At 65.0% G+C, this 26,347-nt stretch carries 23 protein-coding genes; 9 read left to right on the forward strand and 14 right to left on the reverse strand.

From position 1 onward, the window contains the following. Positions 1–90 precede the first annotated feature (90 nt). Positions 91–2,223, forward strand: coding sequence for a formate dehydrogenase subunit alpha (fdhF, locus tag Q0925_RS05870; RefSeq protein WP_299332761.1), 2,133 nt, complete (start codon positions 91–93; stop codon positions 2,221–2,223). Between the two features lie 3 nt (positions 2,224–2,226). Here fdhF and Q0925_RS05875 read toward each other — a convergent pair whose 3' ends face one another. The 5 genes from Q0925_RS05875 to Q0925_RS05895 form a co-directional block, all read right to left on the reverse strand. Then, a complete protein-coding gene (locus Q0925_RS05875; protein WP_299332764.1) occupies positions 2,227–2,997 on the reverse strand; it encodes a hypothetical protein in 771 nt (256 codons plus the stop codon). A 49-nt stretch (positions 2,998–3,046) separates the two neighbouring features. Then, on the reverse strand, positions 3,047–3,742 hold the full coding sequence (locus tag Q0925_RS05880) for a PGF-CTERM sorting domain-containing protein (protein ID WP_299332767.1): 696 nt from the start codon (positions 3,740–3,742) through the stop codon (positions 3,047–3,049). Positions 3,743–3,860: 118 nt separating this feature from the next. Then, a complete protein-coding gene (locus Q0925_RS05885; protein WP_299332770.1) occupies positions 3,861–5,585 on the reverse strand; it encodes a pyrroloquinoline quinone-dependent dehydrogenase in 1,725 nt (574 codons plus the stop codon). A gap of 6 nt (positions 5,586–5,591) precedes the next feature. Beyond that, the gene (locus Q0925_RS05890; protein WP_299332774.1) at positions 5,592–6,485 is read right to left on the reverse strand and encodes a hypothetical protein; all 894 of its coding nucleotides are present in this window, start codon (positions 6,483–6,485) and stop codon (positions 5,592–5,594) included. A 175-nt stretch (positions 6,486–6,660) separates the two neighbouring features. Next, positions 6,661–7,203, reverse strand: coding sequence for a plastocyanin/azurin family copper-binding protein (locus Q0925_RS05895; protein ID WP_299332777.1), 543 nt, complete (start codon positions 7,201–7,203; stop codon positions 6,661–6,663). Between the two features lie 139 nt (positions 7,204–7,342). Between Q0925_RS05895 and Q0925_RS05900 the strand changes: the two genes are divergently transcribed. Genes Q0925_RS05900 through Q0925_RS05910 form a run of 3 tightly spaced genes read left to right on the forward strand, consistent with a single transcriptional unit; the run spans position 7,343 to position 10,151 of the window. Next, positions 7,343–8,623: an ABC transporter substrate-binding protein gene (locus Q0925_RS05900; RefSeq protein ID WP_299332782.1), complete on the forward strand. Its 1,281-nt coding sequence runs from the start codon at positions 7,343–7,345 to the stop codon at positions 8,621–8,623. A gap of 2 nt (positions 8,624–8,625) precedes the next feature. Next, complete coding sequence (locus Q0925_RS05905; RefSeq protein ID WP_349254393.1) at positions 8,626–9,399, forward strand: ABC transporter ATP-binding protein; 774 nt, start codon at positions 8,626–8,628, stop codon at positions 9,397–9,399. Next, positions 9,396–10,151: an ABC transporter permease gene (locus tag Q0925_RS05910; protein WP_299332791.1), complete on the forward strand. Its 756-nt coding sequence runs from the start codon at positions 9,396–9,398 to the stop codon at positions 10,149–10,151. Before Q0925_RS05905 ends, Q0925_RS05910 begins: the two co-directional genes overlap by 4 nt. Here the strand turns inward: Q0925_RS05910 and Q0925_RS05915 are convergent, their stop codons facing one another. The 3 genes from Q0925_RS05915 to Q0925_RS05925 are packed head-to-tail and all read right to left on the reverse strand — an operon-like array spanning position 10,152 to position 12,422. Further along, positions 10,152–10,955: an ABC transporter permease gene (locus Q0925_RS05915; protein ID WP_299332794.1), complete on the reverse strand. Its 804-nt coding sequence runs from the start codon at positions 10,953–10,955 to the stop codon at positions 10,152–10,154. It lies immediately after the preceding gene. Beyond that, complete coding sequence (locus tag Q0925_RS05920) at positions 10,955–12,082, reverse strand: ABC transporter substrate-binding protein (RefSeq protein ID WP_299332798.1); 1,128 nt, start codon at positions 12,080–12,082, stop codon at positions 10,955–10,957. Before Q0925_RS05920 ends, Q0925_RS05915 begins: the two co-directional genes overlap by 1 nt. Positions 12,083–12,131: 49 nt before the next feature. Next, the gene (locus tag Q0925_RS05925; RefSeq protein ID WP_299332801.1) at positions 12,132–12,422 is read right to left on the reverse strand and encodes an amphi-Trp domain-containing protein; all 291 of its coding nucleotides are present in this window, start codon (positions 12,420–12,422) and stop codon (positions 12,132–12,134) included. Positions 12,423–12,480: 58 nt separating this feature from the next. On the opposite strand from Q0925_RS05925, the gene Q0925_RS05930 reads away from it, so the two are divergent. Together Q0925_RS05930 and Q0925_RS05935 are read left to right on the forward strand one after the other, a co-directional pair. Further along, a complete protein-coding gene (locus Q0925_RS05930; RefSeq protein WP_299332803.1) occupies positions 12,481–12,774 on the forward strand; it encodes an ArsR/SmtB family transcription factor in 294 nt (97 codons plus the stop codon). A gap of 97 nt (positions 12,775–12,871) precedes the next feature. Beyond that, on the forward strand, positions 12,872–14,173 hold the full coding sequence (locus Q0925_RS05935; RefSeq protein WP_299332806.1) for a sodium:calcium antiporter: 1,302 nt from the start codon (positions 12,872–12,874) through the stop codon (positions 14,171–14,173). A 30-nt stretch (positions 14,174–14,203) separates the two neighbouring features. Here the strand turns inward: Q0925_RS05935 and Q0925_RS05940 are convergent, their stop codons facing one another. After that, positions 14,204–15,274, reverse strand: a complete 1,071-nt coding sequence (locus tag Q0925_RS05940; protein WP_299332809.1) for a sodium:calcium antiporter — start codon at positions 15,272–15,274, stop codon at positions 14,204–14,206. Between the two features lie 51 nt (positions 15,275–15,325). After that, complete coding sequence (locus Q0925_RS05945) at positions 15,326–16,114, reverse strand: SDR family oxidoreductase (RefSeq protein ID WP_299332812.1); 789 nt, start codon at positions 16,112–16,114, stop codon at positions 15,326–15,328. Positions 16,115–16,291: 177 nt separating this feature from the next. On the opposite strand from Q0925_RS05945, the gene Q0925_RS05950 reads away from it, so the two are divergent. After that, positions 16,292–16,936 (forward strand): helix-turn-helix domain-containing protein, encoded by a 645-nt coding sequence (locus Q0925_RS05950; RefSeq protein ID WP_299332815.1) that lies wholly within the window; start codon positions 16,292–16,294, stop codon positions 16,934–16,936. 144 nt (positions 16,937–17,080) lie between these two features. Here the strand turns inward: Q0925_RS05950 and Q0925_RS05955 are convergent, their stop codons facing one another. The 4 genes from Q0925_RS05955 to Q0925_RS05970 form a co-directional block, all read right to left on the reverse strand. Next, positions 17,081–17,431: a hypothetical protein gene (locus Q0925_RS05955; RefSeq protein ID WP_299332818.1), complete on the reverse strand. Its 351-nt coding sequence runs from the start codon at positions 17,429–17,431 to the stop codon at positions 17,081–17,083. Continuing rightward, on the reverse strand, positions 17,428–18,564 hold the full coding sequence (locus Q0925_RS05960) for an aromatic ring-hydroxylating dioxygenase subunit alpha (RefSeq protein ID WP_349254391.1): 1,137 nt from the start codon (positions 18,562–18,564) through the stop codon (positions 17,428–17,430). The genes Q0925_RS05955 and Q0925_RS05960 overlap by 4 nt, the downstream gene beginning before the upstream one ends. 163 nt (positions 18,565–18,727) lie before the next feature. Further along, positions 18,728–19,582, reverse strand: coding sequence for a methylenetetrahydrofolate reductase (locus tag Q0925_RS05965; protein WP_349254392.1), 855 nt, complete (start codon positions 19,580–19,582; stop codon positions 18,728–18,730). Between the two features lie 58 nt (positions 19,583–19,640). Beyond that, the gene (locus tag Q0925_RS05970) at positions 19,641–21,008 is read right to left on the reverse strand and encodes an aminomethyl transferase family protein (protein ID WP_299332827.1); all 1,368 of its coding nucleotides are present in this window, start codon (positions 21,006–21,008) and stop codon (positions 19,641–19,643) included. A 203-nt stretch (positions 21,009–21,211) separates the two neighbouring features. On the opposite strand from Q0925_RS05970, the gene Q0925_RS05975 reads away from it, so the two are divergent. Together Q0925_RS05975 and Q0925_RS05980 are read left to right on the forward strand one after the other, a co-directional pair. Then, positions 21,212–23,791, forward strand: a complete 2,580-nt coding sequence (locus tag Q0925_RS05975; RefSeq protein WP_299332830.1) for a GcvT family protein — start codon at positions 21,212–21,214, stop codon at positions 23,789–23,791. Further along, positions 23,792–26,341 (forward strand): GcvT family protein, encoded by a 2,550-nt coding sequence (locus tag Q0925_RS05980; protein ID WP_299332833.1) that lies wholly within the window; start codon positions 23,792–23,794, stop codon positions 26,339–26,341. Positions 26,342–26,347 lie beyond the last annotated feature (6 nt).

The raw sequence follows: 26,347 nt of genomic DNA on the forward strand, positions 1-26,347 counted from the left end.
TCGACGGGCGGTTCACGTCCGGACTGTCCGGTTTTGCCACGACACCGTATGACAACATTGATATTCTCCCACTAGGTCTATACACGTATAATGTCATCCGACTCAAGCACCGAATCGGACGGCCCCGTAAAAACGATCTGCCCGTACTGCGGTGTAGGCTGTGGTATCAAAATCGCACAGGACGACGAGGGCGAGGTCACCTTCCGGCCGTGGGGTGACGCCCCGGTCAACGACGGAAGCATCTGTATCAAGGGTGGTGCGGCGACGCAGTCGGTCAACCACGAGGACCGTCTGACCGATCCGCTGATCCGTGACGACGACGGTGACCTCCGCGAGGCGTCCTGGGACGAAGCCTACGACGTGATCGTCGAGAACATGGAGCGCATCCGCGAGAACCACTCCGCTCAGGGGATGGGGTTCTACGGGTGTTCGAAGGCGATGAACGAGGAGAACTACCTCATCCAGAAACTGGCCCGACGCTACGGCACCAACAGCGTCGACACCTGCACCCGGATGTGCCACTCCTCGACGGTGTACGCCCTCAAAAACAGCCTCGGCGAGGGTGCGATGACAAACAGTATGGCCGATCTCGAGGAGGCGGCGGACGTGTTCTGGATTCAAGGGGCCAACCCCGGCGAACAACACCCAATCGCCAACAGCCAGTACTTCCGGCAGGCGGTACTGGAGGGGGCGACCGTCATCCAGATCGACCCCCACGCCAACAAGACGACGCGGTCGTTCGAAATCGACGAGACCGACCGCCATATGCACCTCCAACCCGAGCCTGGGACCGACATCCCTCTTCTCAACGTCGTTCTCAAAACGGTTCTCGAGAACGACTGGATCGACGAGGAGTTTATCGCCGAGCGCACGGAGGGGTTCGAGGATCTGAAAGACACCCTCGACGGCTTCGACACGGAAGCGGCGGCCGAGGAGTGTGGCGTTCCACTCGAAGATATCGAACGCGCCGCAGAAAAGTACGCCATGGCGAACAACGCGGCCATCTTCACCGGGATGGGGATGAGCCAGCACACCTGTGGCGTCGACAACGTCCAAAACGAGATCAACCTCGCCTTGATCACGGGCAACCTCGGCCGACCGGGGACGGGTGTCAACCCGTTGCGCGGCCAGAACAACGTCCAAGGAGCGTCGGACGTCGGTACGATGCCGAACGTGCTTCCGGGCTATCGTGACGTCTCCGACCCCGAGGTTCGAGCGGATGTCGAGGCGGTGTGGGACTTCGAGATTCCGTCCGAACCCGGCCTGACGAACGTCGAGGTGTCCCACGAGATCGGCGACACCGTCCACGGGCTCTACATCATGGGGGAGAACCCCGTGATGAGCGAACCCGACACCAATCAGGTCGAGAAGCGCCTCGACGAACTCGACTTCATGGTGGTCCAAGACATCTACAAGACCGAGACCGCCGAGTACGCCGACGTGATTCTCCCCGCGACGTCGTGGGCCGAACGCGACGGGACGGTCGTCAACACCGACCGCCGGACCCAACGGATGCGCGGCGTCGACAAGGTCCACCCGAACACCAAAGACGACCTCGAAATCCTGTGTGACGTGGGCAACCGACTGTTTGGCGACGGTTCTTTCGACTTCGACGGGCCCGAGGAGGTCTTCGAGGAACTCCGGCAGGTCGCACCCATCTTCCACGGCATGACCTACGACCGTCTCGGCGAGGAGGGCATCCACTGGCCCTGTTATGAACCCGGCGATCAGGGTGATGACTACCTTTACGCCGACGGCTTTACGACCGAGAGTGGCCTCGGCCAGATCGAGGGTGTCAGCCACCAGCCGCCGAAGGAGACTCCCGACGAGGAGTATCCGCTCATCCTCACGACGGGCCGCATCATCGAACACTACAACACGGGAACGATGAGTCGACGCTCCGAGACGCTCAACCGCGTCGAACCGGAGAACTTCGTCGACGTGCATCCGAACGACGCCGAGCGCTACGGCATTGAGGACGGCGACTACGTAACGCTCAAATCCCGGCGCGGCGAGATCGAGGTCGAAGCGCGGGTCACGGCGGACACGAAGGAGGGCACCGTGTGGACGACACCCCACTTTGCCGACTCCGCGGGCAACCGCCTCACCAACGACGTGCTCGACGAACGGGCGAAGATCCCGGAGTACAAGGCCGCCGCCGCGGAGATTGAGGTCACGGTCGAGTCCGACGCCGACACCGCGGACACCCCGGCCGACGACTGACGACTAGCGGTCGTCCAAGTCCTCGATCAACCGGACGCCGCAGTCGGCACACGTCGCCATCAACACGCGTTCGGACTCGGTACAACAGGTCTCGACGGTTTCGGTTTCCTCGTTGTCGAGTGCACCGTCACAGCGCGGGCAGTAGGTCAGGTATTTTCGGAGGTCGCGAAGCGTCGCCACACGCGAGTCCGGGTCAAGCGACGCCCACGCCGCGCCGCCATCCGTTTCGAGCACCGCCGCGGCCGCGGCGTCGGCGAGCAACGCCGATTCCGAGAGCCACCGTCTGAGACCGCCGTCGACGACGTACGCCACGTCGCCGGGGACACTTGACGTCTCGGGGACGCCGAGGAGTCGCGCCACGTCATCCTCCGTGACGCCCGCCTCACGCATCCGCTCGATCCGGTTGTCCCACGCGGTCTCGAACGAGTCGACGAGTCGGCCGCCCTCCGGGGTCGCCCGAACGGCCGTTCCCTCGACCGGTTCCAACGTCTTCCGGAGGTCGACCTCCTTGCCGAACAGTTCGAGAAGCCACGGCGGAAAGTAGCGCACGGTGAGCATCGGCGTCCCCGGGACGAGATACCCACGGAAGTAGATGGCTCCGACCGCGCCCACGAGAACGACGACGCCCCCGACCGGGCCGAGACCGACCGAGACGACCGCCGCGGCGGCGACGGCGAGACACAGGTTCACGACCGTACACGGCATACACCGATTCTCACCGGTGTACTCCGGCCGCCGCAGGCGATCCCCGATGCCGCTGAGTTGGGTACGCATCGCTCCTTGATACGGATCGGCCCTCGAAAAAAGCTGTGTGCCGTGTCGACTACTCGTCGCTGCTGCCACGACGGAGCGCGCCGTACGCACCCGCACCGATCGCGGTCAGAGCCGCACCGATGCCGAAGCCGGGTCCGTTGCCGGACGTTTCCTCGCCGCCGTCGCCGCCGTCGCCGCCGTCACCGCCGTCGCCGCCGTCGCCGCCGTCGCCACCGCTCATTGGCGTGTCGGTCGCGTCGCCGTTGTCCATATCGCCGCCGTCGCCACCGTCGCCGCTGTCCATGTCGCCGCCGGAGACGTCGAACTGACCCCCCTCGGCCGGGTAGTCTTCAAACGACGCCTCGATTTCGCCCTCGAACACGTAGGAGTGTTCCTCACAGCCCCACGTGGTGAGGTTGCTCGTCGCCTCGAAACTGACACTCTGGGAGTTCCCTTCATCGAAGACGTAGTTGCTCCGGGTGAGGGTTCCGTCCTCTGTCCGGAGCGTCATGTTGTGTCGTCCCGGCAGCCCCTGGAGTTCCGGTACGTAACTCACCGTGTAATCGATGGTGTACTGGCTGCCAGCCTCGACCGCCAAGGTCGGGTTGGTCGTGCCTTCGATGCCGGAGGGCGCTTGACCGACGAACCCTTGATCGGTCAATTCGAGTTCGAACGTCTGTGCTTGGGCGCTCGCGGATCCGGTCGTTGCGGCCAGACCGGTCGTCGCCGCGGCGGCACCGATCAGGAACTTTCTTCGTGTCGCCATACCCTCACGGTGAACCCCATGTTAGATAAAATTACGGGATACACCCGTGAGTCCTATACTCATGGTAACGGCCGCGACGCTGCCGGCGGTGAAAAAACGAGGAAGGCGGGTGGGGTCGCTACTCGCTGAGGCCGAAGACGGCGACGGTGGAGCCACGACGGCCGCCGTGGAGCCAACCGGAGCCACCGACCTGGACCGCGACGTACTGCTTGCCCTCGCCGGGGTCGTACCAACTGGACAACGAGGAACAGATCGGCGCGCCGAGCTGGAACTGCCAGAGGCGGTCGCCGTTCTCGCCGTCGTAGGCGACGATGTTCCCGTTCTGTGTGCCGGTGAACATCAGGCCGGTCGAGGTCGTGATGGAGCCGCCCCAGAGGTAATTGCTCGTCGTCTCTTGGGAGATCCAGTCACGCCAGACACGCTCGCCGGTGGACGGATCGACCGCGACGATGGCGCTGAGGTTGCCGTTCCAGCCCTCCGGCGCGTCGACGTCGGGCCAGTCGTTGAGCCCGCCGCCCCAGTAGGTCTGGCCGGCCTCGTACTGCGCCTCTTCCCAGAAGATTTCGTGTGGCGCGTTGTTCTGGTTCATGTACATCAGGCCGGTTTCCTGGCTGTACGACGGCGGCTGCCAGTCGTTGCCACCGTGTGCGCCCGGCACGAAGGCGACCCGACGGTCCTCGTCCGTGTGCGGGACCATCTTCCACATGTTGATGTGCTGGGTCGTCTCCTCGGACCGCTCGAGAAGCTGACCGTTCTCGGCGTCCATGGTGTACTCCCAGGCCGTCTTGCCCGGGCTGAGAACGACGTCGCGCGTCTCGCCGTCCATCTCCATGTCGTTGACACGGATCTTGGTCGCCGAGGAGTCGTAGTCCCACACGTCGTGGGGGCTCTCGCCGTAGTGCCAGTTGATGGAGCCGTCGTTGGCGTCGAGGGTCAGCGTGCCGATGGTGAATCGGTTCGGACCGGGACGGACCGTGCCGTCGAAGTCCGGACCGGGGTTACCGACCGGCGCGTGGATCTTCCCGCTGTCGGGATCGAGCGTCGGCGTCATCCAGACGGTGCCGGCGCCGTGTTCTTGCGAGTCACCGGCCCACTCCTCTGCGGGCGTGGTGTTCGTCTTCCACATCTCGTCACCGCTCTCGGGGTCGAGCGCGGCGACGAAGCCACTGACACCGTACTCGCCACCGGCGGAGCCGGTGATGACCTGCCCGTCGTAGACGATGGGCGCCCAGGTCGCGGAGTACCCGATCTCGTGGTCGCCGGTCGAGGCGTACCACTCCTCTTCGCCGGTGTAGCGGTCGAGCGCCACGATACCGGAGTCGAGGGTGGTCATGTACACCTTGTCACCGTGGACGGCGGCACCACGGTTGTTCGCGTCACAACAGAGAAGGAGTCCCTGCGGGTTCGCGTACGTGTAACTCCACAGGGTCTCACCGGTCCGGGCGTTGATCGCCTTCATGTGGTTCGGACCGTTCGTCTGGTACATGACCGGCGGATCGCCGGACACAACGATCGGCACACCCTCCATGCTGGAGGACACACCGCTCTGGACCAGATACTCCAGTTCGAGACCGTCGACGTTGTCCGGCGTGATGACGTCGGCGGACGTGTATCGCTGCTGCTGATAGCCGCCACCGTACATCAGCCAGTTCGTCGGATCCTCCTTTGCGGAGGCGGTCAGATCCTCCTGGGTAACGTCACGCTCGGGGATCTGATCGATGTCGAACTGCTGGGTGATGGATTCGTCGGGCAGGTTCGTCAGCGTATACCCGTCCTCAACCTCCACCATCTCGATGTTCTGTGCCGCTTTTACCGCTTCGTCGCGTTCGTGAATACTAGCCATACGTTATCACCTCAGAGCAGATGGAGCGCGCATTTCGTCCGTGATGCGCATCACGTCGTTCGTCAGGTCTTCCTGTCCAACGATCATCATCGCCGCACCCGCAGAGAGGGCGGCGGTGAGCTGTGCGTCGGAGAGTTCCTGAGCGCCGGCGAGGTCCTCGGCAGCGCTGGCCAACAGGTGCAGGCCGGCGTACATCTGCTTGAGGTCGCCGTAGTTGTTGTCGAGAATCGTCTCGGTCAGAAGCACCTCGTTCTGCCAGAGGTACGTGTCGAGGTAGTCCGTCCACAGGAGCACACCGGCGGCCGCTCGTTGTTGGAGCGGGGCGATGTTTCCTGGGTCGAACCCTTCGACGCCGGCCGGGATCTCCGTGGTGGGAACCCACATGGCCAGCCGTTCTTTGTTGTTGACGACGTTGACGACCGTCGAGGTCAGTTCCGCCTCGCTGTACCCGAGTTCGCTGAGCGCGCCGGCGAGCACGCCCGTGTTGATGAACTCACGCGCCGTAGCCCCGATATGCTCGGGGGTGAACTCCGGTAGGTGTTCCTCGGCGCTCTCGAAGAAGCCAACCTCGATGAGATGCTCGTGGATAGCCAAACCGGGCTCGGCGAGTTGCTGGTACTCTGTGCTGTCCTCGGCAGGGACACCCATCGCCCGAAGTTCGGGCAGGCGCTCGATCTGTCCCTCGAGGGCGGCGAGTTCGTTCCCGAGGAGACCGGCGCTGAGTTCGCCGGCAAGGTCCTCACGAATGGCCTCGCCCATCGCGGCGAGTTCCCCCGCCGCTTCGCCTTCTACTTCGCCCCTGAGATCGCTCAGGGTGAACTCACTACCTGCTGCCACTGCGCCGGTCAACCCGACGACCTTGAGGAACTGCCGTCGATCCTCTTGATCGATCTCGGGCATTCCGTCATTTACATATTGCGACATGCCATACCACTCCATCAGTATCAAGGGGGTTGTCTATATTTAACTTGTCGCTATGTTTCACGAATTAAGACGTTGATTAAATATGAGTGTATAAGATACAACGCGGCTGGGTCCGAAAACGGCGTTCACACGCCGCTTGCGAACGTCGCCTTTACCTGACGGTTATCGTTCCGACCATCCCGGACGCGGCGTGTGGAACACAGACGTACGTGTACTCACCGGTCGTCTCGAAGGTGTGTTGGTAGGTCGTTCCGGCTTCGTTGAGCGAAACGTGGTTGATGTCGTCACCGGAGATGTCGTAGCTTGCGAACGGCTCCGCACCGTCCGGGATCGACACATCGCTCGCCGCGTCGGGGTGGCCCGCGACGTTGTGACCGCCGGATTCGAAAACGAACTCGACGGTGTCTCCCTGTGAGACCGCGGTCGTTGCCGGTTCGAACTGGAGGCTGCCGCCCGGCCCCACGGCGATCGACGCGTCCGCCTCGCTTGTTTCCATCGCCGTCGGCTCCTCGGTCGCCGTCTCCGTTGCGGTCGGTTCGTCGGTTGCCGTCTCCGTCGGATCGTCGCCGCCGTCGCCGCCGTCGCCACCACCGCCGCCACCGGAACAGCCCGCAAGGCCGGTGACCGCGACGCCGCCGAGTGCCGCTGCGAATTTCCGCCGGGACAGGACTTCTTTCGGCTCTTTTGAAACCATCAACATGATCTTTGACCTGAATCGGTTAAAGCTGATGCATTCAAGTCAGTGACTTCCACGCACGGACCGCGTGCGCGAAAGGGCACCGACGGGTCACCGCCACGCGTAGTTTATATACTCCGGACGACAATCTGTTGCCGTGCAGGTGAGAGAGTTCCCGGTTCTCGGCGACGAGGACGAACGAACCGTCGAGGCGTTCGCCATGGGATTCGACCGCGAGGCAGCACGCGTACTCGCCTACCTGGTCGGGCGCGAGGGCTCCGACCGCTTCTCGGGTGAGGTCGCCTCCCGTCTCGCCGTCCGCGTCGGCGTCGACTCGGGCCGGGGACGGGTTTCCGACGTGTTGTCGACGCTCACCGACCTCGGTCTCGTCGAGGAGACGACCGTCGACAGCGAGGCCCCCGGTCGGCCGCCCAAGGGCTGGCGTGCCAGCGCCGACTGCGACCAAACGCTCGCTCGGGTCAGACGTCTCCACGCAGAGGCCTTGCTCGAACAGGCGGCAACCGTCGCCGCCACGCTCGGCGACAACATCGACATCGATGTCGACGTCGACCCCACCGAGTCGACCGAACACACCCACCCGATCGAGGTGGGGCTCAACTGGAACCCCAACGGCCTCCACGCACCCTTGTTTGCGTCGACGTACGCCGACCACGGGGTCGACGTGACCTTCACCGGCTGTCGGGGCTCCCGTGCGGCCCTGTCGGCCGTGGCTGACGGGGACGTGGACATCGGTCTCACCGGCGCGGCCACGCTCCTCCGGGGACACGCCGCCGGTCACGAGCTGGTGCCGCTGGCGCTGTACTACCAGCGTGCGATGGTCGTGCTGTACACCACACGGTCGGCCTTCGACGGGCCGCTCCGTAGCATTGAGGACGTCCGTGGCCGTCGGGTCATCATGCCCGACGGCTCGGAAACCGGCACGCTCGGTCGACTCTTTCTCTCACAGGCCGGCGTTGTCGACGATGTGACCGTCGTCCCGGCGAAAGGCGAGGAACGGACGGCGCTGCTCAACGGCGGCGCTGACGTGGCGACCGGCGTGTTCACCGACCCGCTGGAACTCGAAGCGGAGGGCCACGACGTGGACTCGGTGCTGGTGGCCGACCAGTTCCCGGTTCCCGGCCCCGCGCTGGTCGTTCGCCGAGAAACGCTCCGTGACCGTCCGGCCGCGCTCCGAGGGTTTCTGCAGGGAACGATGGGCGGGTGGACCGACGCGACGGTTGACCCCGAGGCCGCCGTCAAGGCACTCGACGGGCGCGCCGACGACTCGCCGGCCGCGGAGCAGTACAAACTGGAGCAGGCGCTTGACCGCTTCACCGGTGGCGACGCCGTCGAGAAACACGGCTGGGGATGGCACTCCCAGGAAACGTGGCAACGGTTCCGGGTCGCACTCGGTCAGGCGGGCGTGTTGGAACCATGACCATGATCAGCGTCGAGAACCTGTCGGTCACCTACGGCGACCTGGTCGCTCTCGACGACGTCTCGCTCGACATCGACGACGGCGAGTTCGTCACGGTCGTCGGCCCGTCCGGTTGTGGCAAAACCACGCTGTTGCGGGCCATCGGCGGTCTCGAATCGCCGACGACCGGGCGTGTCAGTGTCGACGGCGACACCCCGGAGGCCGCACAGTCGGCCGCCCGCCTCGGCTTCGTGTTTCAGGATCACACCCTTCTACCGTGGAAGACGGCGCTCGAGAACATCACGTTTCTCCGGAAGATGGCGGGGAAAGACCCCGATCCGGAGGGCGCACGCGACCTGCTGGCGACGACCGGACTCGACGGCTTCGAGGACGCCCGCCCGTCGGAGCTCTCCGGCGGGATGAAACAACGGGTCGCCATCGCCCGTGCCATCCACCTCGGTGCCGACGTGTTGCTCATGGACGAACCGTTCGGCGAACTCGACGAGATCACCCGCGACGAGATGGGCGTCGAGATTCTGCGTCTGTGGCGTGAGAACCGCAAGACCGTGGTGTTCGTCACCCACAGCGTGCCCGAGGCGGTCTTTCTCGCCGACCGTTGCCTCGTCGTGTCGGGCACGACCCCGACCGCCGGCGCGACCACCGACGACGGGGTGGGCCGGATCGTCGGCGAGTTCGATATCGACCTGCCCCGTCCTCGGGACGAATCGGTGTTTGGCTCCGAAGCCTTCGGAACACAGGTGGCACGGGTGCGTCAAGCGCTCCACGGTGACGAATGAGCGTCGCCAGCCGGGTTCCCTTTCCCGATGTCGTTCTCCCCGTGTCGGGACTCGTTGCCGCCGTTGCCTGCTGGTGGGGACTGACCGCCGTTCTCGCGCTCCCGCCGTACGTTCTTCCCTCACCCGTCGCGGTGGGGACTCGCCTCGCCGAGAACCCCGGGCTGTACCTCTCCAACGCCGTCGAGACCCTGCGGAAGATCACCATCGGCGGGGCCACCGGTATCGCGACCGGTTTCGTTCTCGCCCTCGTCATCAGCGAGGTGTCGCTGCTCAGGCGGGCGATCTACCCGTACCTCGTCGCCGCTCGCGTTCTCCCGAAGATAGCAATCGCCCCCATCCTCCTCATCTATCTCGGCGTCGGCTTCGGCACGGCGGTCCTGTTTGTCGCGTTGATCGTCTTTTTCCCCGTCGTTGTCGGCACCGCGGCGGGGTTGAACCGAGCGCCCGACTCGCATCTCGATCTGCTCCGGTCGGTCGACGCCGACCCCATCCGGACCTTTCTTTCGGTCCGCCTCCCCCACGCCCTCCCGGACGTGTTCGCGGGCGTGAAACAGTCGGTCACGCTCGCCGTCGTCGGCGCCGTCGTCGCCGAGTGGATCCTCTCGAACGACGGCCTCGGCTCGCTCATCCTCGTGGCCTCCGAGAACGTTCAGGTGGACGTGATGCTGGCGTCGCTCGCCGTTCTCCTCCCGATGGGGCTTCTGTTGTACGGCGGTGTCTCGTTGTGTTATCGCGCCGTCGCGTGGCGGTAGTCAGCCCCAGTCGAACCGCCGCTCGACCGCCGCGGGGACGAGATAGAAGGTGAGACCGAGACCGACAAGCGTCGCGAGCGCCGCGAAGGTGGTGCTCGTATCGAGGTACTCCGCGCTGTCGAACAGTTGGTAACCGATCCCGGACTGGAGAGTGAGAAACTCCGCGACGACGGTGCCGACGACGGCGAGCGCCGCCGCGAGTTTCACGCCAGCGAACACGCTCGGTGCGGCCGCGGGGATCCGGATCCTGAGAAAGGTTCGGATCGGCGGTGCGTCGACCGACCGGGCCAGATCGGTGTACTCCCGGGGGACCGCCCGGAGACCGTCGACAGACGCCACGGCGACGGGAAACACCGTCATCGTCGACACGAGAAGCGCCCGCGAGAGAAGGCCGTCGCCGATCCAGAGAAAGACAAGCGGTGCGATGGCGATCAGTGGCGCGATGCGGAGCGCGACCAGATAGGGGTGGAACACGGCGCTTGCGGTCCGTGACCCGACCATCGCGAACGCGAGCCCGAGGCCGACGACGACCCCGCCGCCGAGTCCGAGTCCGGCCGTTAGCGCCGTGGTCGCCGCGGCCGAGAACAACGTCGCCCGGCCCGCGATACCCGCCGCCACCACGTCGGCGGGCGATGGCAGGATCACCGACGGAACGCCGCTCACCGCCACGTACCACTGCCAGCAGGCGAGGATAACGCCGAGAACGAGAACGGGCGGCCAGACCCGCGTCAGGAGCCGCCGGAGACGGCCGCCGCTCACCGCCGGTGTCTCGACGCCCGGAAGCTGCTCATCGGAGGTCGCCATCAGACTGTGTCGGTGTACGACCCGATGTATTCGTACCCCGTGTCCAGATACTCGTTGGTCCAGACCGAGGCCGGGTCGACCTCGCCGTCGAGGGCGGCGGTGTCGGCGAGCGCGTCGTGGACCACCTGCCACGGTTCGTTCTCGCTCCATCCCCAGCCGTGTTCGGCCACCACGTCGCCGGTCATGAACTCCGTGGCCATGGTCTCCCACTTCTGTCGTTGCTGGCCCCGCGACTCCTCGAGAACACCGTTGGCGTCGATCAGCGCGTCGGTCGCATCGCCCGGGTTCGACTGCGCCCACGCGGCCCCGCGAGCGGTCGCCCGGAGAAACGCCCGGACCGCCTCGGCGTTCCCGGCCGCCCAGTCACGCTCGGCCGCCACCACGTGACCGTAGGAGGGGACGGTGTCGCCGACGGCGATGCTGTCGACCGTGTACCCCTGTGCTTCCGCGCTGATCGCGTCGCCGAAGACGCCGCCGGCGGCGTCGATTTCCCCCGAGAGCAGTTGCTGGACTGTGTCGTAGCCGGTATCGACCATCTCCACCTCGCCGCGGATCCCCGCGTCCTCCAACAGCAGGGTCGTGAGCACCCTGACCATCCCCGGTCCGGTGCCGACGGTCTTGCCCGCGAGTTGGTCCACGCTCGTCAGTTCGCCGCCGAACGTCTCTCGGGTCGAGAACACCACCGCCGGGCTCTTTTGCATCACGACGCCCACGGACTGTGGCGAGAGGCCGCGGCTGTTGATGTTGACCACCTGATCGCTGCTACTGATCGCAAACTCGACGTTGCTCAGTCCCGCCTGCTTTGCCGAAAACGTCGACCCCTCACCGGTCTCGATCGCGGCCAGCGACAAGCCCTCCTCGTCGTAGAACCCGTTTGCCTTCGCGGCGAAGTAGGGGGCGTGGAGACCGCTCGGCTTCCAGTTGAGGAGCAGCGAGTAGTCGCCCGGGATGGGCGTTCCCGTCGTCGTTCCGGTCGGCTCTCCCGTCCCGGCCTCGGTGTCGGTGTCGGTGTCGGTGCCGCCGGCATCGGCACCGGTCCCGCCGCCCCCGAGACAGCCGGCAAGCCCCGCCGCCCCGGTCGCACCGGCCGCCACGAGGAACCGTCGTCTCGTCGCTGTCCGTCTCATGAGCAGACGTGGGGACACGACCGGAATAAGAATTCCGGTAAAACGTTTATTAACTAATGTCGATCTTGTCCTCCGGCGGCGACCACTCGAACTCGAGTTCGAGTTCCAGTTGGCGGTGGGTCTCGCCGACGAACTCGACCTCGACCTCGATCGGTTCGTCGAACTCGAAGGGGATCTCCCACTCGTCGGTGGAGATGGTGAGTCGCGGTTCGTTCTCTATTTGGTCGGCCAGGTCGCGGAGAAACGCCGCGGTCGACGTTCTGGAGAGGCGCACCTCTCGCTCGAAGTAGCCGTCGGTAACGGTTCTGGTGCCGTTGTTTGCGTCCGGCAGGTCGGCCATGGAGTGTGTAATGTGGTACGGAGTATAAGAGTGTGCGTCTCGAACGGACCCGTAATCGATGTCTTTGTTCGACGTTCTCGGGAGTAAGGCACGACTGCAGATCATCCGCGAACTGGCGACCGAACCCCGGTATGTCTCCGAACTCGCCGACCGCGTCGGTATGGACGGTAAAACGGCCGTCCACCACCTCTCGACGCTCGAGGAGGCGGGTATCGTCGAGAGCTACCGGACCAGCCGACGGAAGTACTACCGGCTGACGAAACGGATCGAACTCCGGGCATCGCCCGAACCCGATCCCATGTTTCTGCTCCACGCGGACGACGTCGACGGGGCCGAATCGTCCTCAGACTGACGACCGGCACGTCGAACCCGTCTGCGTGTATAATAATTCAACGTACACCGATACCCGCGTACAAACCTACATAATAGTCCACTCCTTTCGCCGTTCTATGGTTCGAATGCTGATGGTTGTCGGTATCGTGTTGTTACTGTCGCTTGCCGTCGCTTCTCCGGCGGTGTCCGCCGTTGGGGACGACCTCGGTGTGAGCGGTCCGGTTGATCTCGTCGGCGCTCAAGAGGGTGGCGGTGAAGAAGGCGAAGCGGGTGAAGAAGGCGAAGCGGGTGAAGAAGGCGAAGCGGGTGAAGAAGGCGAAGCGGGTGAAGAAGACGAAGAGGAGGAAGGCGGTATCGAGGGCGCGATCGAGGGATTCATCGAGGCACAGGGGACGATCGGTGCCGTCTTCGTGTTGCTCGGCGGCATCGCGTTACTGACCGTCTCGACGGAGAAACTCATCAGCTACCTCGCCCGCGCGTCGATCAACATGAAGCTGTCGTTGTTTGCACTCGCCATCGTGTTCACCGGCTTCGAGTTCGACGACACGATTCTCGCACTCGTGCTCTCGGGCGGTGGACTGGAGGAGGCGGCCCTCGGGACGGCGCTCGGGACCGGACTGGCGATCATCGGCATCACGCTCGCCGTGGCCGCCATCGTCAAGCCGTTCCCGGTCGATCTCCCGACCGACTACGTTGTCATCTTCGCGCTCGCGCCGTTGATTCTCGTTCCGTTCGTGTTGCTCGGAACGCTCACGTTCATCCACGGAATCATTCTGACCACCTTCTTCGTGCTCGCCTTCGGCTACTTTGTCGTCCGGGAGCGCCAACGGGAGGTGCCGGTGTTCCGTGACACGGAACTCGGGAAGGAACTGCAACCGGACGGCGGTATGGCCAGACCGGAGTCGATGGAGGACATCCCGGAGGACCGCATCCTCGGCGATCTCGCCGACTCCGGGATCGTGTGGGTCGTCCTTTCTATCGTCGCACTCGTCGGCATCGTCTTCGCCGCCATGCTGCTTGAAGGTGGCTCCGAGGTCGTTATCGAGGGCTTTGGCATCTCAGGGACGGTCTTTGGCGCGACCTTTCTCACCCTGTTGCTGACCGGTGAGGACCTCCTGCTCACCATCGAACCGGTCCGCCGTGGCTTCCCCGAGATCGGCGTGGGTAACGTTATCGGAAGCGTGCTGTTCTCGGTCACGGGCAACATCGGCGTCATCATGTTTCTCAGCGAGGTGAGCATCTCGCCGTCCGTGCTGACATTCCACCTCCCGGCGATGATTCTCGTCACCACGCTGGCAGCCTACTTTTTCTGGGAGGGCGAGGTGAAGCGCTGGCACGGCTACCTCCTCGGGGGTTGTTACGTCGCCTACTGGGTCATCGCGCTCGTCATGTTCAGCGGCGTGCCGATCGGGGAGTAACCGCCGCCGCAGTTCGGCGGGTCGACCCTTTCACAACAAAAAGTTTCCACCCCAGTACGCGACGTACGCGCCGAGGAGAACGACCCCCGTCGGCCGACCGACCTTTCCACGGAGAAAGGCGACGGTCACGACACCGAGCGCCAGGAAAAAGAACGGCCAGTGGACGGTCAGCACCGTCCCCGTCGTGTCGAGGGGGCGGACCATCGCGATCAGCCCGACGTTCGCGCTGACGAAAAAGAGCATACTCCCGACGACGTTGCCGACGCCGATCTCGGGTCGCCCCCGCCGGACGGGTTCGACGGTCAGAAACAGTTCCTCCAGCGACGCGATGAAACTCATCACCGTCGCGCCGAAGGCGAGTCCGGTCACGCCAAGCAACGCCAGCAGATCCTCCGCGCCCGAGACGGCGAGTTCGGAGCCGACCGTCATACCGACGGCCGCGACGACGGCGATTCCGACAAAGGCCGGCCCCTCGTACCGCTCCGGAACCCGTTCCTCCACGAAATCATCCACGTCCAGATCCATGTCGAACTCGAACCACTCGTCCTCCTCCTCGACGCCTCGCTCCCCCCGTTCTCGCTCCCCCCGTTCTCGCTCCCGTTCCCTGATTTCGACGTCCTCGGCCGAGAGATACTGTGTCTCGCTCGACCGTTCCAGCAGGTAGACGATCACGAGGTACGGAACGAACGTCGCGGTGAGAACGACCCCGTCGAAACGCGAAAGGGTTCCATCGAGCGCGAGACCGAAAAAAAGGAACGGGGCGAGGGTCATCAGCCCGAGATAGTTTCGGGGTACCGTTGTCTCGAAGGGGACGAGAACGCCGGCGATGCCGACGGCGGCCCCGAGAATAAACAACGCCTCCCCGAAGACGGTGCCGAGTGCGAGGTCCGGCAGGTCGTCGGCCGCCGCCACGATACCGAGCACCACGTTTTCGAGGTCGGTTCCCGCGAGAACGACGGTGAGAAAAAAGCCCGACACCCCGAGTGCCAGCGCTCCCTCGGCGACGGCTTCGATAAACGCCTCGACGCTCACGACGACGATGGCGACGCCGACGAGAAACAACACGACCGACACCAGTTCGCCCGACAGTCCTAATATCATGCCGTCTCCGGTGGGAAACCACCACCGCAACATAAAGTTCCCGTCCCCGGTTCAGAGATTCGAGGCGTGGGCGCCGCCATCGACCGGGATGGCGGCCCCGTTGACGTAACTCGCCCGGTCCGAACACAGAAAGGCGACCACGTCGCCGAACTCTTCGGGTTGGCCGATCCGTCCCATCGGGGTGCCGGCGCTCCACTCCGCGATTCCGGCCTCGTAGTCGGGGTAGTCGCCGCGGTCGACCCCTTGTTCGACGAGTTCCTCGATCCGGGGGGTCTCGTGGCTCCCCGGCAACACCGTGTTGGCCCGTACCTCGGGGGCGAGTTCCGCCGAGAGCGTCTTCTCCAGTCCGACGACGCTCATCCGGACCGAGTTCGACAACACGAGCGAGTCGATAGCCTCCTTGACGCTTCCGGAGGTGACGGTGGTGACCGTCCCTCCGCCGTCGCGCAGGTGTGGCGTCGCCTCCCGGACCAACCGCACGACGCTCATCACCAGCAGGTCGAAGGCGTCGTACCAGTCCTCGTCGTCGGTGTCGAGAAAGGGACCGCTCGGCGGGCCGCCGGCGCTTGTCACGAGGTGGTCGAGGCCGCCGAACTCCTCGACGGCCCGGTCGACAAGCCGCGTCGTGTCGTCGGGGTCGGTGATGTCTCCCGGGACGCCGACCACCTCGCCGGTCGCTGCCTCGCGGATGTCCGCGAGAGCGGCGTTGAGCCGATCCGGGTCGCGACCGTTGATGACCACGTCCGCGCCCTCGGCCGCGAGCGCAGTCGCCGATGCTTTCCCCAGTCCACTGCTTGACGCCGACACCAGTGCCGCGTCGCCGTCGAGTCCGAGATCCATACCCCGACGTGTCGTTGCACCCCCAAAAGAGCCACCGGAGGCGGAAAAGCCGTCGTCCGCACCTCCAGAACGGTTAAGGGCGGTCCGTTCTCCCATCATGGACATGGACGAGGACGTCACGGTCGTGGAACGCTCGGTCGGTCTTTCGACCGCGTGCCGTCCCCAACGGAGGGCTCGATGAGCCTTATCGCCGCGCTGGAGATCGACCACCCCGACCTCGCGTTGACGCCGTCGATCCGGTCGACCGACGCGTCCGTACAGGTCGTCTCCCACACCGCGACCGACCCCGAGACGGGGATGTTCTTTTTTCTCGTCGAGACCGACGACTTTCCCGCGTTCGAAGCGGCGCTAGAACGGGATCACACCGTCGAGGCCTCACTGCTCGTCGCCGAGGCGGCCACGACGCGGATCTACCGCCTCCGGCACGCCCCGGACACGAAGTTGATTTCACCGATCACCACCGAGATGGGTGGACTCATGCTCGAAGCCGAGGGCACCGACACGGGGTGGTCGGTTCGGGTGCAACTCCCCGACCGCGAGGCGCTCGGCGACCTCTGGGAGTACTGCGACCGGGTGGGCATCGAGTTCCACATCGACCATATCTACAGCCTCGATGATGTCTCCGTCGACGGCGTTGGCCTGACCGACGCCCAGCGTGACGCGCTCCTCGCCGCCTACGAGGCGGGTTACTTCGAGGAGCCGCGGGGCACATCGCTTGAGGAACTGGCTTCGGAACTCGACATCTCGCCTACTGCCGTCGGTGGCCGCATCCGACGGGGCACGTCGCGGCTCGTCGAGCGCACACTCATCGAGGAGTCGTGACCGTCACGGGTGAGACCCGCGTCGACGGTGGCGCCCCCCGATACACCGGGCCCTCACCGATTTCGCCCCCCTCGCCCGGTGTTCCACGTTCATGATCGCGACCGAACTCCCACCCGACAGCGGTTCGTGACGATCCGCTTTCGATCAAACGACGCCGACGTGATCGTCCCGCGGCTCCCAGAGTTCGCCGGCCAGTCGATGGTCGTGGACCGCCGAGAGCGTCTCACCCACGGTCCAACCGCGTCGGCTCATGGCGGCGCTGACAGCGCACAAGGGCGCGCCGCCCGTGTCGGTGGCGAGTCGGTCGGTGGTGTCCGTGAGTTCTGCCGTCGCCGGAACGTCGGCGGTGTCGGGGGACCGCTCCCACGCCACGTCGTGGCCCGTGACCGCGTGGTGGCATCGGTAAAACGCCACGACATCGTTGGGAGCGTTCGTAACGACCTGTTCGGCACAGTCCGGACACCCGGCGACGGACGCGTTCTCGGGAGTCGTCATGCGTTGTATGCCTCCTGTGCCAGCCGGTGGAACCGGTGGAGTATATGTTCGTTGGAGCCCAGTTGGCCCTGTGCGAGCGCACCGGACCGCAGTGCTTCGTACTGACGCTCGACCAGTTCGAACTCCTCCTCCTGGAGTCGCCGGCTGGTGCGGATGAACTCCGCGTCGGTCTCGCTGAGGTCCGGGTCCGCGAAGTGGTAGTCGGCGATCAACTGGAACCGACTCTCGTCGATCGGGTCGATGATGTACGTGCCGTAGCCGTCGGCCGTCCCGTACGTGTTGAGGGTGGAGTGCCAGAAGTACTGGAACTGTGCCTCGTGTTCGTCGTGGATTCGGAGTTCGTCCTCAACGTCCGCCTCGTCGGTGTAGTGGAGTACCCGGTGGTAGTCGTTGACCTCCAGTTCCGACTCGTCGAGTTGAATCCCCGTGATCCACTCCCGGTGGGCCGCCTCGAAGTGGTCACACTTGGAGTAGTTTCCCCCGAACGTCTTCGAGTTGCACTCGACCTCCGAGACGTACCGTCGCGCGTGTTCGTACTCCGCGGACGGGAGCGACTCCAGCCTGGATTGCAGCGTCCCGGCCCGTTCGGCGAGTGACAACGGCGGGTCGTCGGCGAAGTTGAGAAAGGTCAGCGGCCCGATGGTGTCGGTGGTGACCTCCATCAGTCCGTTCTCGTCGGGATCGACCCCCGAGACGCTCGAATCGTCGAGGTTCGGGTTGAGGTTTGTCTCCTCGAAGCTCCGCGGCGTGCTCTGCAGGTCGCCGTTGAGGTTGCACGTCCAGAGGTGGGACGGACACCGGATCCGCCCCATGTTGCCCGGATCGGTCACCGGCGTGTCGTCGACCATCCTCGACCCGCGGTGGGCACAGACGTCGTAGAACGCGCGAACCGCACCATCCTCGTCCCGTGCGACGATCACCTGCTTGTCCCCGACGGCCCGGGTGAAGTAGTCCCCGGGGTCGGGAACGCAGTTCGCGTGACCCGCGTACACCCAGTACCGCGAAAAGATCTTTTCCTTTTCCATCTTCACGTCCGGGTCGGTGAGGTATCTCGCCGGGAGGGCGTTTGTCTCGTCCGTGATGTCGGGGCTCACGGTGGGTACGCGATCAGTGCCGTTGTTCCACCGGGTCATGTACGGTCACGTCGGTAATCGGGGCTCAAAATCTCTGACCTGTCTCACGTGTGGGGGTTAATCTGTCGTTATCATCCGTTCGGTTATACGGACTGAAGACGACGAAAACATCCGGCTGTCGACAAACGCCGGCAGTTCGGTCGGCTTCGAGGCTTGAAGCCGGCTATCCGTCCAGACGGGACCGACGCCACGACTCGGTGTCGGCCGCCTGGTTGAACGTGTAGACGTGGAGCCCCCGGATCGCGTACTCGGGGTCATCCGCGTAGGGAGCCAGTCCGTCGACGAGGTCGTCGGGTGTGTACTTCCCACGCGACCCGACCAGTTGTCGAACGAACCCGAGGATCCCGCTCGTTTTCCGCAGGAATCGAACCGAGTCACCAACACCCACCTTTTGTGAGATGTTCAGTAACTTTTGATACTTCATGACGCCCGGAACCCCAACCTCGACGGGGAGGTCGATCCCGCGGTCGCGGAGCCGCTTGATCCACTCACGGATCGCCGCTGGATCGTAACAGAGCTGTGTCGTGATGTAGGTCGCGTATGGTGCTTTTTTTTCCATCGCGTCGGCGAGTTCCCGGTCGTCGAGAAAGGCGTGGCCCTCGGGATAGCCGGTGATGCCCACCTCGTCGAACGCGTAGCCGAGGTCGTCGAGCGCAACGAGCAGGTCGTGGGCCGACTCGAACTCACCGATGGGATCCTCGCGGTCGCCGCCCGGAACGAAGATGTCGGTGACTCCCGCGTCGACGAGTCGGCCGGCGACCTCGTCGAGATGGTCGTTGTCCCGGACGTACCGCGCGGCGACGTGTGGGACCGGCGTGTACCCGCGATCGGCGGCCCGCTCCGACCACTCGACGGTCGCATCGAGGCCGAGCTGTGGGGAGGCCGTGATGGCGATTTCGGCTCCCTCGGGGAGCCGTTCCATCTGCCCGTCGAAGCTGTCGAAGGGCATCAGTTCGTACCGGGGGTCGCTGAGTAGAGTCGATGCGCCATCGGCTGGTTTCGGTGTAGTGAGAGACATATCGGTGATCCGGAATTGTTGGTGGTTAGGTCGCGCGACCGTTATGACTGTCGGGGAGTCACTCTCCCGCGTCCGGTCGCGCGTTCAGTTTCGCCTGTTCGCGGGCGCTCGGGTTTACCGACTCCTTGAACGGCACCTCTGCGACCGTCGCGAAGGCCGGTTCGTTCGACTCCTCCGCGTACTCGTCGGGGAGATGGACCGCAAACTCCAGATCCAGATCCTCCTCGTAGACCTCGTCGTTCAGGTCCGCGTCCGTCTCGGCTTGCAGTTTCTCCGCCGGCACGAAGCCGAGACCGATGTTTGTCTCGAGGTCCGGGTTCCACCACGGCGAGGTCATGTAGCCACACTCCTCGCCGGTGTCCGGGTCCGAGACGATCCAGAAGTCCGGCGCGTAGTCCCGGATCGGCTCCCCGGCGATCTTCAGCCCGACCAGTTTGAGGTTGAATGGGTACTCCCCGTTCTCGATCAGCTCCTGCTGGCGTTCGAGTTCCTTCTTGCCGATGTAGTCGGCCTCCTTGTCGTCGGGCACCTGGTACCCAAGGTTCACCTGGAACGGCGAGGTCTCGTGGTCCATATCTTGGCCCCACGAGAGGATCCCGGCCGCGATCCGGCGGTGGTGCCCCGGCGCGATCTGTCGGCCGCCGTGGTCTTTGACCGTCTCCATAACCGGGTCCCAGACCTGCTCCGCGTTTTCGGTCGCGTCCTCGACGTAGATCTCGAACCCCTTCTCGCCGGAGAAGCCGGTCTGGCTCACCAACACCGGGCAGCCGTTGATCTCGGCCTCCATCAGGCCATAATACGGGATGTCGCTCACTTCCTCGCCCACGACCTCGACCATCACGTCCTCCGAGAGCGGCCCTTGGATCTGCATCGGTGCGACGTCGATCTCGTCGATCTCGACGTCGAAGTCCATACCCACGTTGACGCCCTGGAGCCACTGCATGAGCGTCGAATCCGAGATGGAAAACCAGAACTCGTCGTCGTCGACCCGAAGAAGGATCGGGTCGTTCAGGATGCCGCCGTCCTCGTTACACAGGATGACGTACTTTCCGTGCATGGGTTCGATCCCGGTCGCGTCCCGCGTGATGACGTGGTTCGTGAGCGCCTCTGCGTCCGGGCCTTTTACGCGGATCTGGCGCTCGACCGCCACGTCCCACAGCGTCACGCTCTCGGTGAGCGCCTCGTACTCGGCCATCGCTCCGCCATCCTCCGGTTCGACCAACCCGCGCGGGTGGTAGATTCGGTTGTAGACGGTGCATCGCCACGCCCCCTCCTCGTTGAACGACTTGTCGAAAAACGGTGATTTGCGAACGCGCGTGGACACGAGCATTTCGATGCCCGGGTCCCCCGTCTGGCGCAGGTTCCGCGGGAGTGTCCGGTCGGACTGGTCGATCTCCGGGTGGTTCGGATGGGTGTCGTCTGTCATCGTATGTACACACGACGCTCCGTCCGCATAAGCGTAGACCTCAGCTATCTCGGACGTATAAATACCCCCGCCGGATCGGGTCCCAGCGAACCCGGCCGGGAGCCACACCGATGATCCCTCATCGGCCGCTCATCCCACCAGTATATAAATGGGTGTCGTCGCTGAGGTGTGGATATAAGACGCCGTGGCCGGTGTGTTTCGGTATGAGTAGCGCAAGCACGGTTCCGAGCGACGCCGGCACCGTCGTCGTCGGTGCCGGAATCGTCGGCTGCAACGTCGCGTACCAACTGACCGAACTGGGACGGGAAGACGTCGTCGTCGTCGATCAGGGACCGATGCCGACGACGGGTGGGTCGTCGACGCACGCGCCGGGCATTATGTTCCAGACGGCCGAACCGAAGGTACTCTCGAAGTTCGCGGACTACAGCCGACAACTGTACTCCGCACTCGAAGGCCGGGACGGCCAGCAGGCGTACAAGGAGGTCGGAGGCATCGAGGTGGCCCGGACAGAAGAACGGATGGATTTTCTGCAGCGGCGGGTCGAACACGCGACCGCATGGGGCATAGAGAACCCGCAGTTGCTCTCGCCCGCGGAGGTGACCGACCACCTGCCGCTTGTCGACGAGGACGCCATCCTCGGTGGCTACTACTCCCCGACGGACGGGCAGGCCTCAGGGGTCGTCGCCTGCGACGCGCTTGCTCGGGCGGCGATGGACGGCGGCGCGAGCTTCGTCCCGCATACGCGGACCGAGGACATCGAACTCGACGATAACGGTGACGTACAGGCGGTCGTCACGGAGCGTGGCTCAGTCTCGTGTGACGAGGTGGTGGTCGCGACGAACATCTGGGCCCGGCAACTGGGCGAGAAACTGGACGTCCACCTGCCGGTGGCACCCGTCGAACACCAGTATACGATGACCGAATCCCTCGACGAACTCGCCGACAACGATGGGGACGTCACCGACCACCCGTTGTACGACGGCTACGAGAACGTCTCCGGCGAGAAGGCACGACGTCTGCTCGCGAACCCCGACCGTCCGATCCTGCGCGACCAGGACAACGCGATGTACTACCGGACCCATGGCGACTCCTACGGCATCGGGTCGTACAACCACGACCCCGTCGTGCCGGACCCGGACGACCTCGGCGGGAACGACCCCGACGGAAACCAGGCCTCGGTCCATGACTTCACCGAGCGGTTCATGAACGAGGCGACGCACCCGGATCGGCCGAACAAGGCGCCCCGCACCGCCAGCGACGAACTCATCCCCGCGACAAAAGACACCGAACTGGAGTTCAAATACAACGGGATGTTCGCCGAGTCGCCCAACGGCCTGCCGATCATGGGGCCGGTCCAAGGTCACGACGGATTGTGGGTCGCCTCGGCGATCTGGATCACCCACGCGGGCGGCGCGGGCAAGGCGCTCGCGGAGTGGATGGAGACGGGCATCCCCCGCCTCCCCGACGGACCGATCGACCTCGCACACTGCGACGTGAACCGGTTCGACGCCCACGAAGGGTCGTGGGACTTCACCCGCGACATCGGCGGCGAGGAGTACCGAATCGTCTACAACATCATGCATCCCAAGTGGGTGTGGGAGAACGAACAACGGGACATCCGGCGCACGCCGATGTACCACGCACATGAGCGACGCGACGCGGAACTGTGGGCCTCCGCCGGATGGGAGGAGCCACAGTGGTTCGAGTCGAACGCCGACCTCGTCGACCGCTACGGCGACCGCATTCCCGACCGCGAGGGGTGGGAGGCGAACTACTGGTCGCCGATAGAAGGGGCCGAACACATCCACGTCCGCGAACACGTCGGTCTCCACGACATGACCGCGTTCAACAAGATGGAGGCCGTCGGCTCCGAGGCCGGCGCGTTCGTCCAGCGGCTTTGTACAAACGACATGGACCTCGACGTGGGACAGATCCGCTACACCCTGATGTGCAACGAGGCGGGCGGCGTCCGCGCCGATATCACGGTGACGCGAACGGACGACGACCGGTACCTCCTGCTCACGACGGGCCGCGAGGTGGGAAACAACCACGTCGCGTGGGTCCGTGAACAATCGCCCGACGATGTGGTGGTCAACGACGTTACCTCCAGCCTAGCGGCGATGGTCTGTACCGGACCGGATGCACGGAACGTTCTCTCGACGGTCGCCGACGCCGACCTCTCGGACGACGCCTTCCCCTTCTTTACGAGCCAGCAGTTCTACGTGAAGAACGTCCCCGTCACGGCGTTGCGGGTCTCCTACGCGGGCGAACTCGGGTGGGAACTGTACACCCCCTCCGAGTACGGCGAGACGCTCTGGGAGCACATCATGGACGCCGGCGAGGCGTACGATATCCGACCGTACGGCAACGGTGCGCTCGATTCCCTGCGCATCGAGAAGGGGTTCCGGCTGTGGGGCGAGGATCTCCACACGGAACACAATCCCTACGAGGCCGGCCTCGGCTTCGCGGTCGATCTCGAGACCGAGTTCATCGGGAAAGGGCCCGTCGCCTCGGCGGCAAACGGCGACAACATCCGCCACGAGGTAGCGGTCCTGACCCTCGATGATCCCGAGGCGGCGATCCTCGCAGACCGTCCGGTGCTCAACCCCGACACCGGCGAGGCGCTCGGCTATGTCCACTCAGCGGAGTACGGCTACTCCGTCGGTGCCTGCGTCGCGTACACCTACCTCCCGCCGTCGTACGCGGAGCCGGGAACCGACGTGGAGATCCTCTACGAGGGGCGAAAGTACGCTGCGACCGTCCGCGAGGAGCCGCTGATTTAGATGAGCGGAGAACTTCCCTCGTCGGCCCGGACCGTCGTCATCGGTGCCGGTGCGGTCGGTTGTAGCGTCGCGTACCACCTCTCGGAGCTCGGTGCCGAGAACGTCGTTGTCGTCGATCAGGGGCCACTCCCCGTCACCGGCGGCTCCTCCACCCACGCACCGGGGATCATGTTCCAGACGTCGCCGTCGAAGCTGATGACGAAGACGGCCCACTACACGAGCCGGCTCCTTGACGACGCCGGGGTGTACGACGAGGTGGGCGGGATCGAAGTCGCCCGGTCCAAGGAACGGATGGACTTTCTCCAGCGGCGGGTCGAACACGCGACGGCCTACGGCCTCCCCGATCCCCAACTGTTGACGCCCGCGGAGGTCACCGACCATCTGCCGCTCGTCGACGAGGACGCCATCCTCGGTGGCTACTACTCCCCGACGGACGGTCGTGTCGACGGCGTCGCCGCCCTCCAGTGGTATATCGAGGAGTCGGCGGCCGACTTCCACGGCCACACCTCGGTGACGGACCTCGATGTGACGGGCGGGACGGTGACCGCCGTCGAGACCGACCGCGGCCGGATCGACTGTGACCGGTGTGTGATCGCGACGAACAACTGGGGCTACCGGACCGGGAAGATGGCCGGCCTTGACCTCCCCATCGCGCCCGTCGAACACCAGTACACCGTCACCGAACCGCTGTCGGAGTTGGCCGGCGTCGACTCGGGGACCCGCGTGGACACCGACGGGATGGACGTTCCGGGCGACCGGGACATCGCCGACGCCATGGGGAGGGCCCCGTCCCGTCCCGTAGGCCGTGATCAGGACCACTCGCTGTACTTCCGCACTCACGGCGACGCCTTGGGTCTTGGCTCGTACAACCACGAGACGCTCTCGGTCGACCCCGACGCGATGGGGTCGAACACCGAGCGGCGGCAGGCGTCGGTTCGCGATTTCACCGACCGCCACTGGGAGCGAGCGACCCACCCCGACCGCGACACCTCGGCGAAGCGGGCCTTCGAGGAACTGCTCCCGGTCACCGAGACCCTCGAGTTCGAGACGACCGAAAACGGGATCTTCGTGTTCACCCCCGACGGGATGCCGTTGATCGGCGAGACGGCGGCTGTCGACGGTCTCTGGACCGCTCTCGCCATCTGGTGGACCCACTCCGGCGGCTACGGGAAACTCCTCGCGGAGTGGATGGAAACCGGCGTCCCACGCCTCCCGTCCGGCCCTGTCCCCACCGGCGGTATCCACGTCGAACGGTTCGAACCGCACGCCGGCAGTAAGCCGTACTTCGTCGACCGCGGCGCGACGCAGTACCGGCAGGTGTACAGCATCGTCGACCCCGGCTGGCAGCCCGACGACCACCGCGGCCTGCGACGGAGCCCCTTCCACAGCCACCAACGCGACCTGGGCGCCGAGTTCGTCCAGTCGGGCGGCTGGGAGTCGCCGAAGTGGTACGACTCAAACGCCGACCTCGTGGAGCGGTACGCCGACCGCATCCCCGACCAGGACGGCTGGGCGGCGATCAATCGCTCGCCCATCGAGGGAGCCGAACACCTCCACACACGCGAACACGTCTCCATGTTCGATATGACGTCCTTTACCTCGATCAGCGTCGAGGGGAGCGATGCCGCCGGCTTTCTCCAACGGGTGTGTAGCAACGATGTCGATATGAACGTGGGACGGGTCCGCTACTCCCTCCTGTTGAACCAGGGGGGAAATATCCTCGCCGACGTGACCGTCGTCCGCCTTGATGACAACGAGTTCATGGTGACGACCGGCGGCGGCAACTCGCCGGGCATCCATGGCTCGTGGCTGCGGTCCCACGCTCCCGATACCGTCTCTGTCACCGTCGAGGAGGGCGCGAAGTCGACCGTCGGCCTGTGGGGACCGAAATCACGGCTCCTGCTCCAGCGGGTGACGGAGGCCGACGTCTCCGCCGAGTCGTTCCCGTACTTCAGCGCCAAGCGCCTCTACGTCGGCGACGTGCCCGCCATCGCGCTCCGGGTGTCGTACGTCGGCGAACTGGGCTGGGAACTGTGGACACCCGTCGAGTACGGCGCACGCCTGTGGGAAACGCTGTGGGAGGCGGGCCAAGATCTCGACGTACGGCCGATGGGGGGCGGCGCACTCGAATCCATGCGCTTGGAAAAGGGGTACCGGCTTTGGGGGACCGACATCGACACCGACACCAACCCCGTCGCCGCGGCCCTTTCTTTCGCGGTCGATACGGACACCGACTTTATCGGACGCGACGCCCTCGAACGGACCCGTGAGGCGGGCGTCGACGGCCGGATCACGCCCGTGACACTCGACAACGCGGCCGACCGTGTCCTCGCCGGGCGACCGGTCCGCAAGGACAACGAAACTCTCGGCTACGTCCAAGCTGGCGACTACGGCTACAGCGTGGGTGAATCCATCGCCTACACGTACCTGCCCACCGAATACGCCGATGCCGGAACCGCCGTCGAACTCCTGTGTGAGGGCGAAACGTACGACGCCACTGTGCGCGACGAACCGTTGTTCGACCCCGGCAGAGAGAAACTGCTCCGGTAGCCCGGC

It is taken from the genome of Haloplanus sp. (genome assembly GCF_028275055.1).
Lineage (GTDB): Archaea > Halobacteriota > Halobacteria > Halobacteriales > Haloferacaceae > Haloplanus.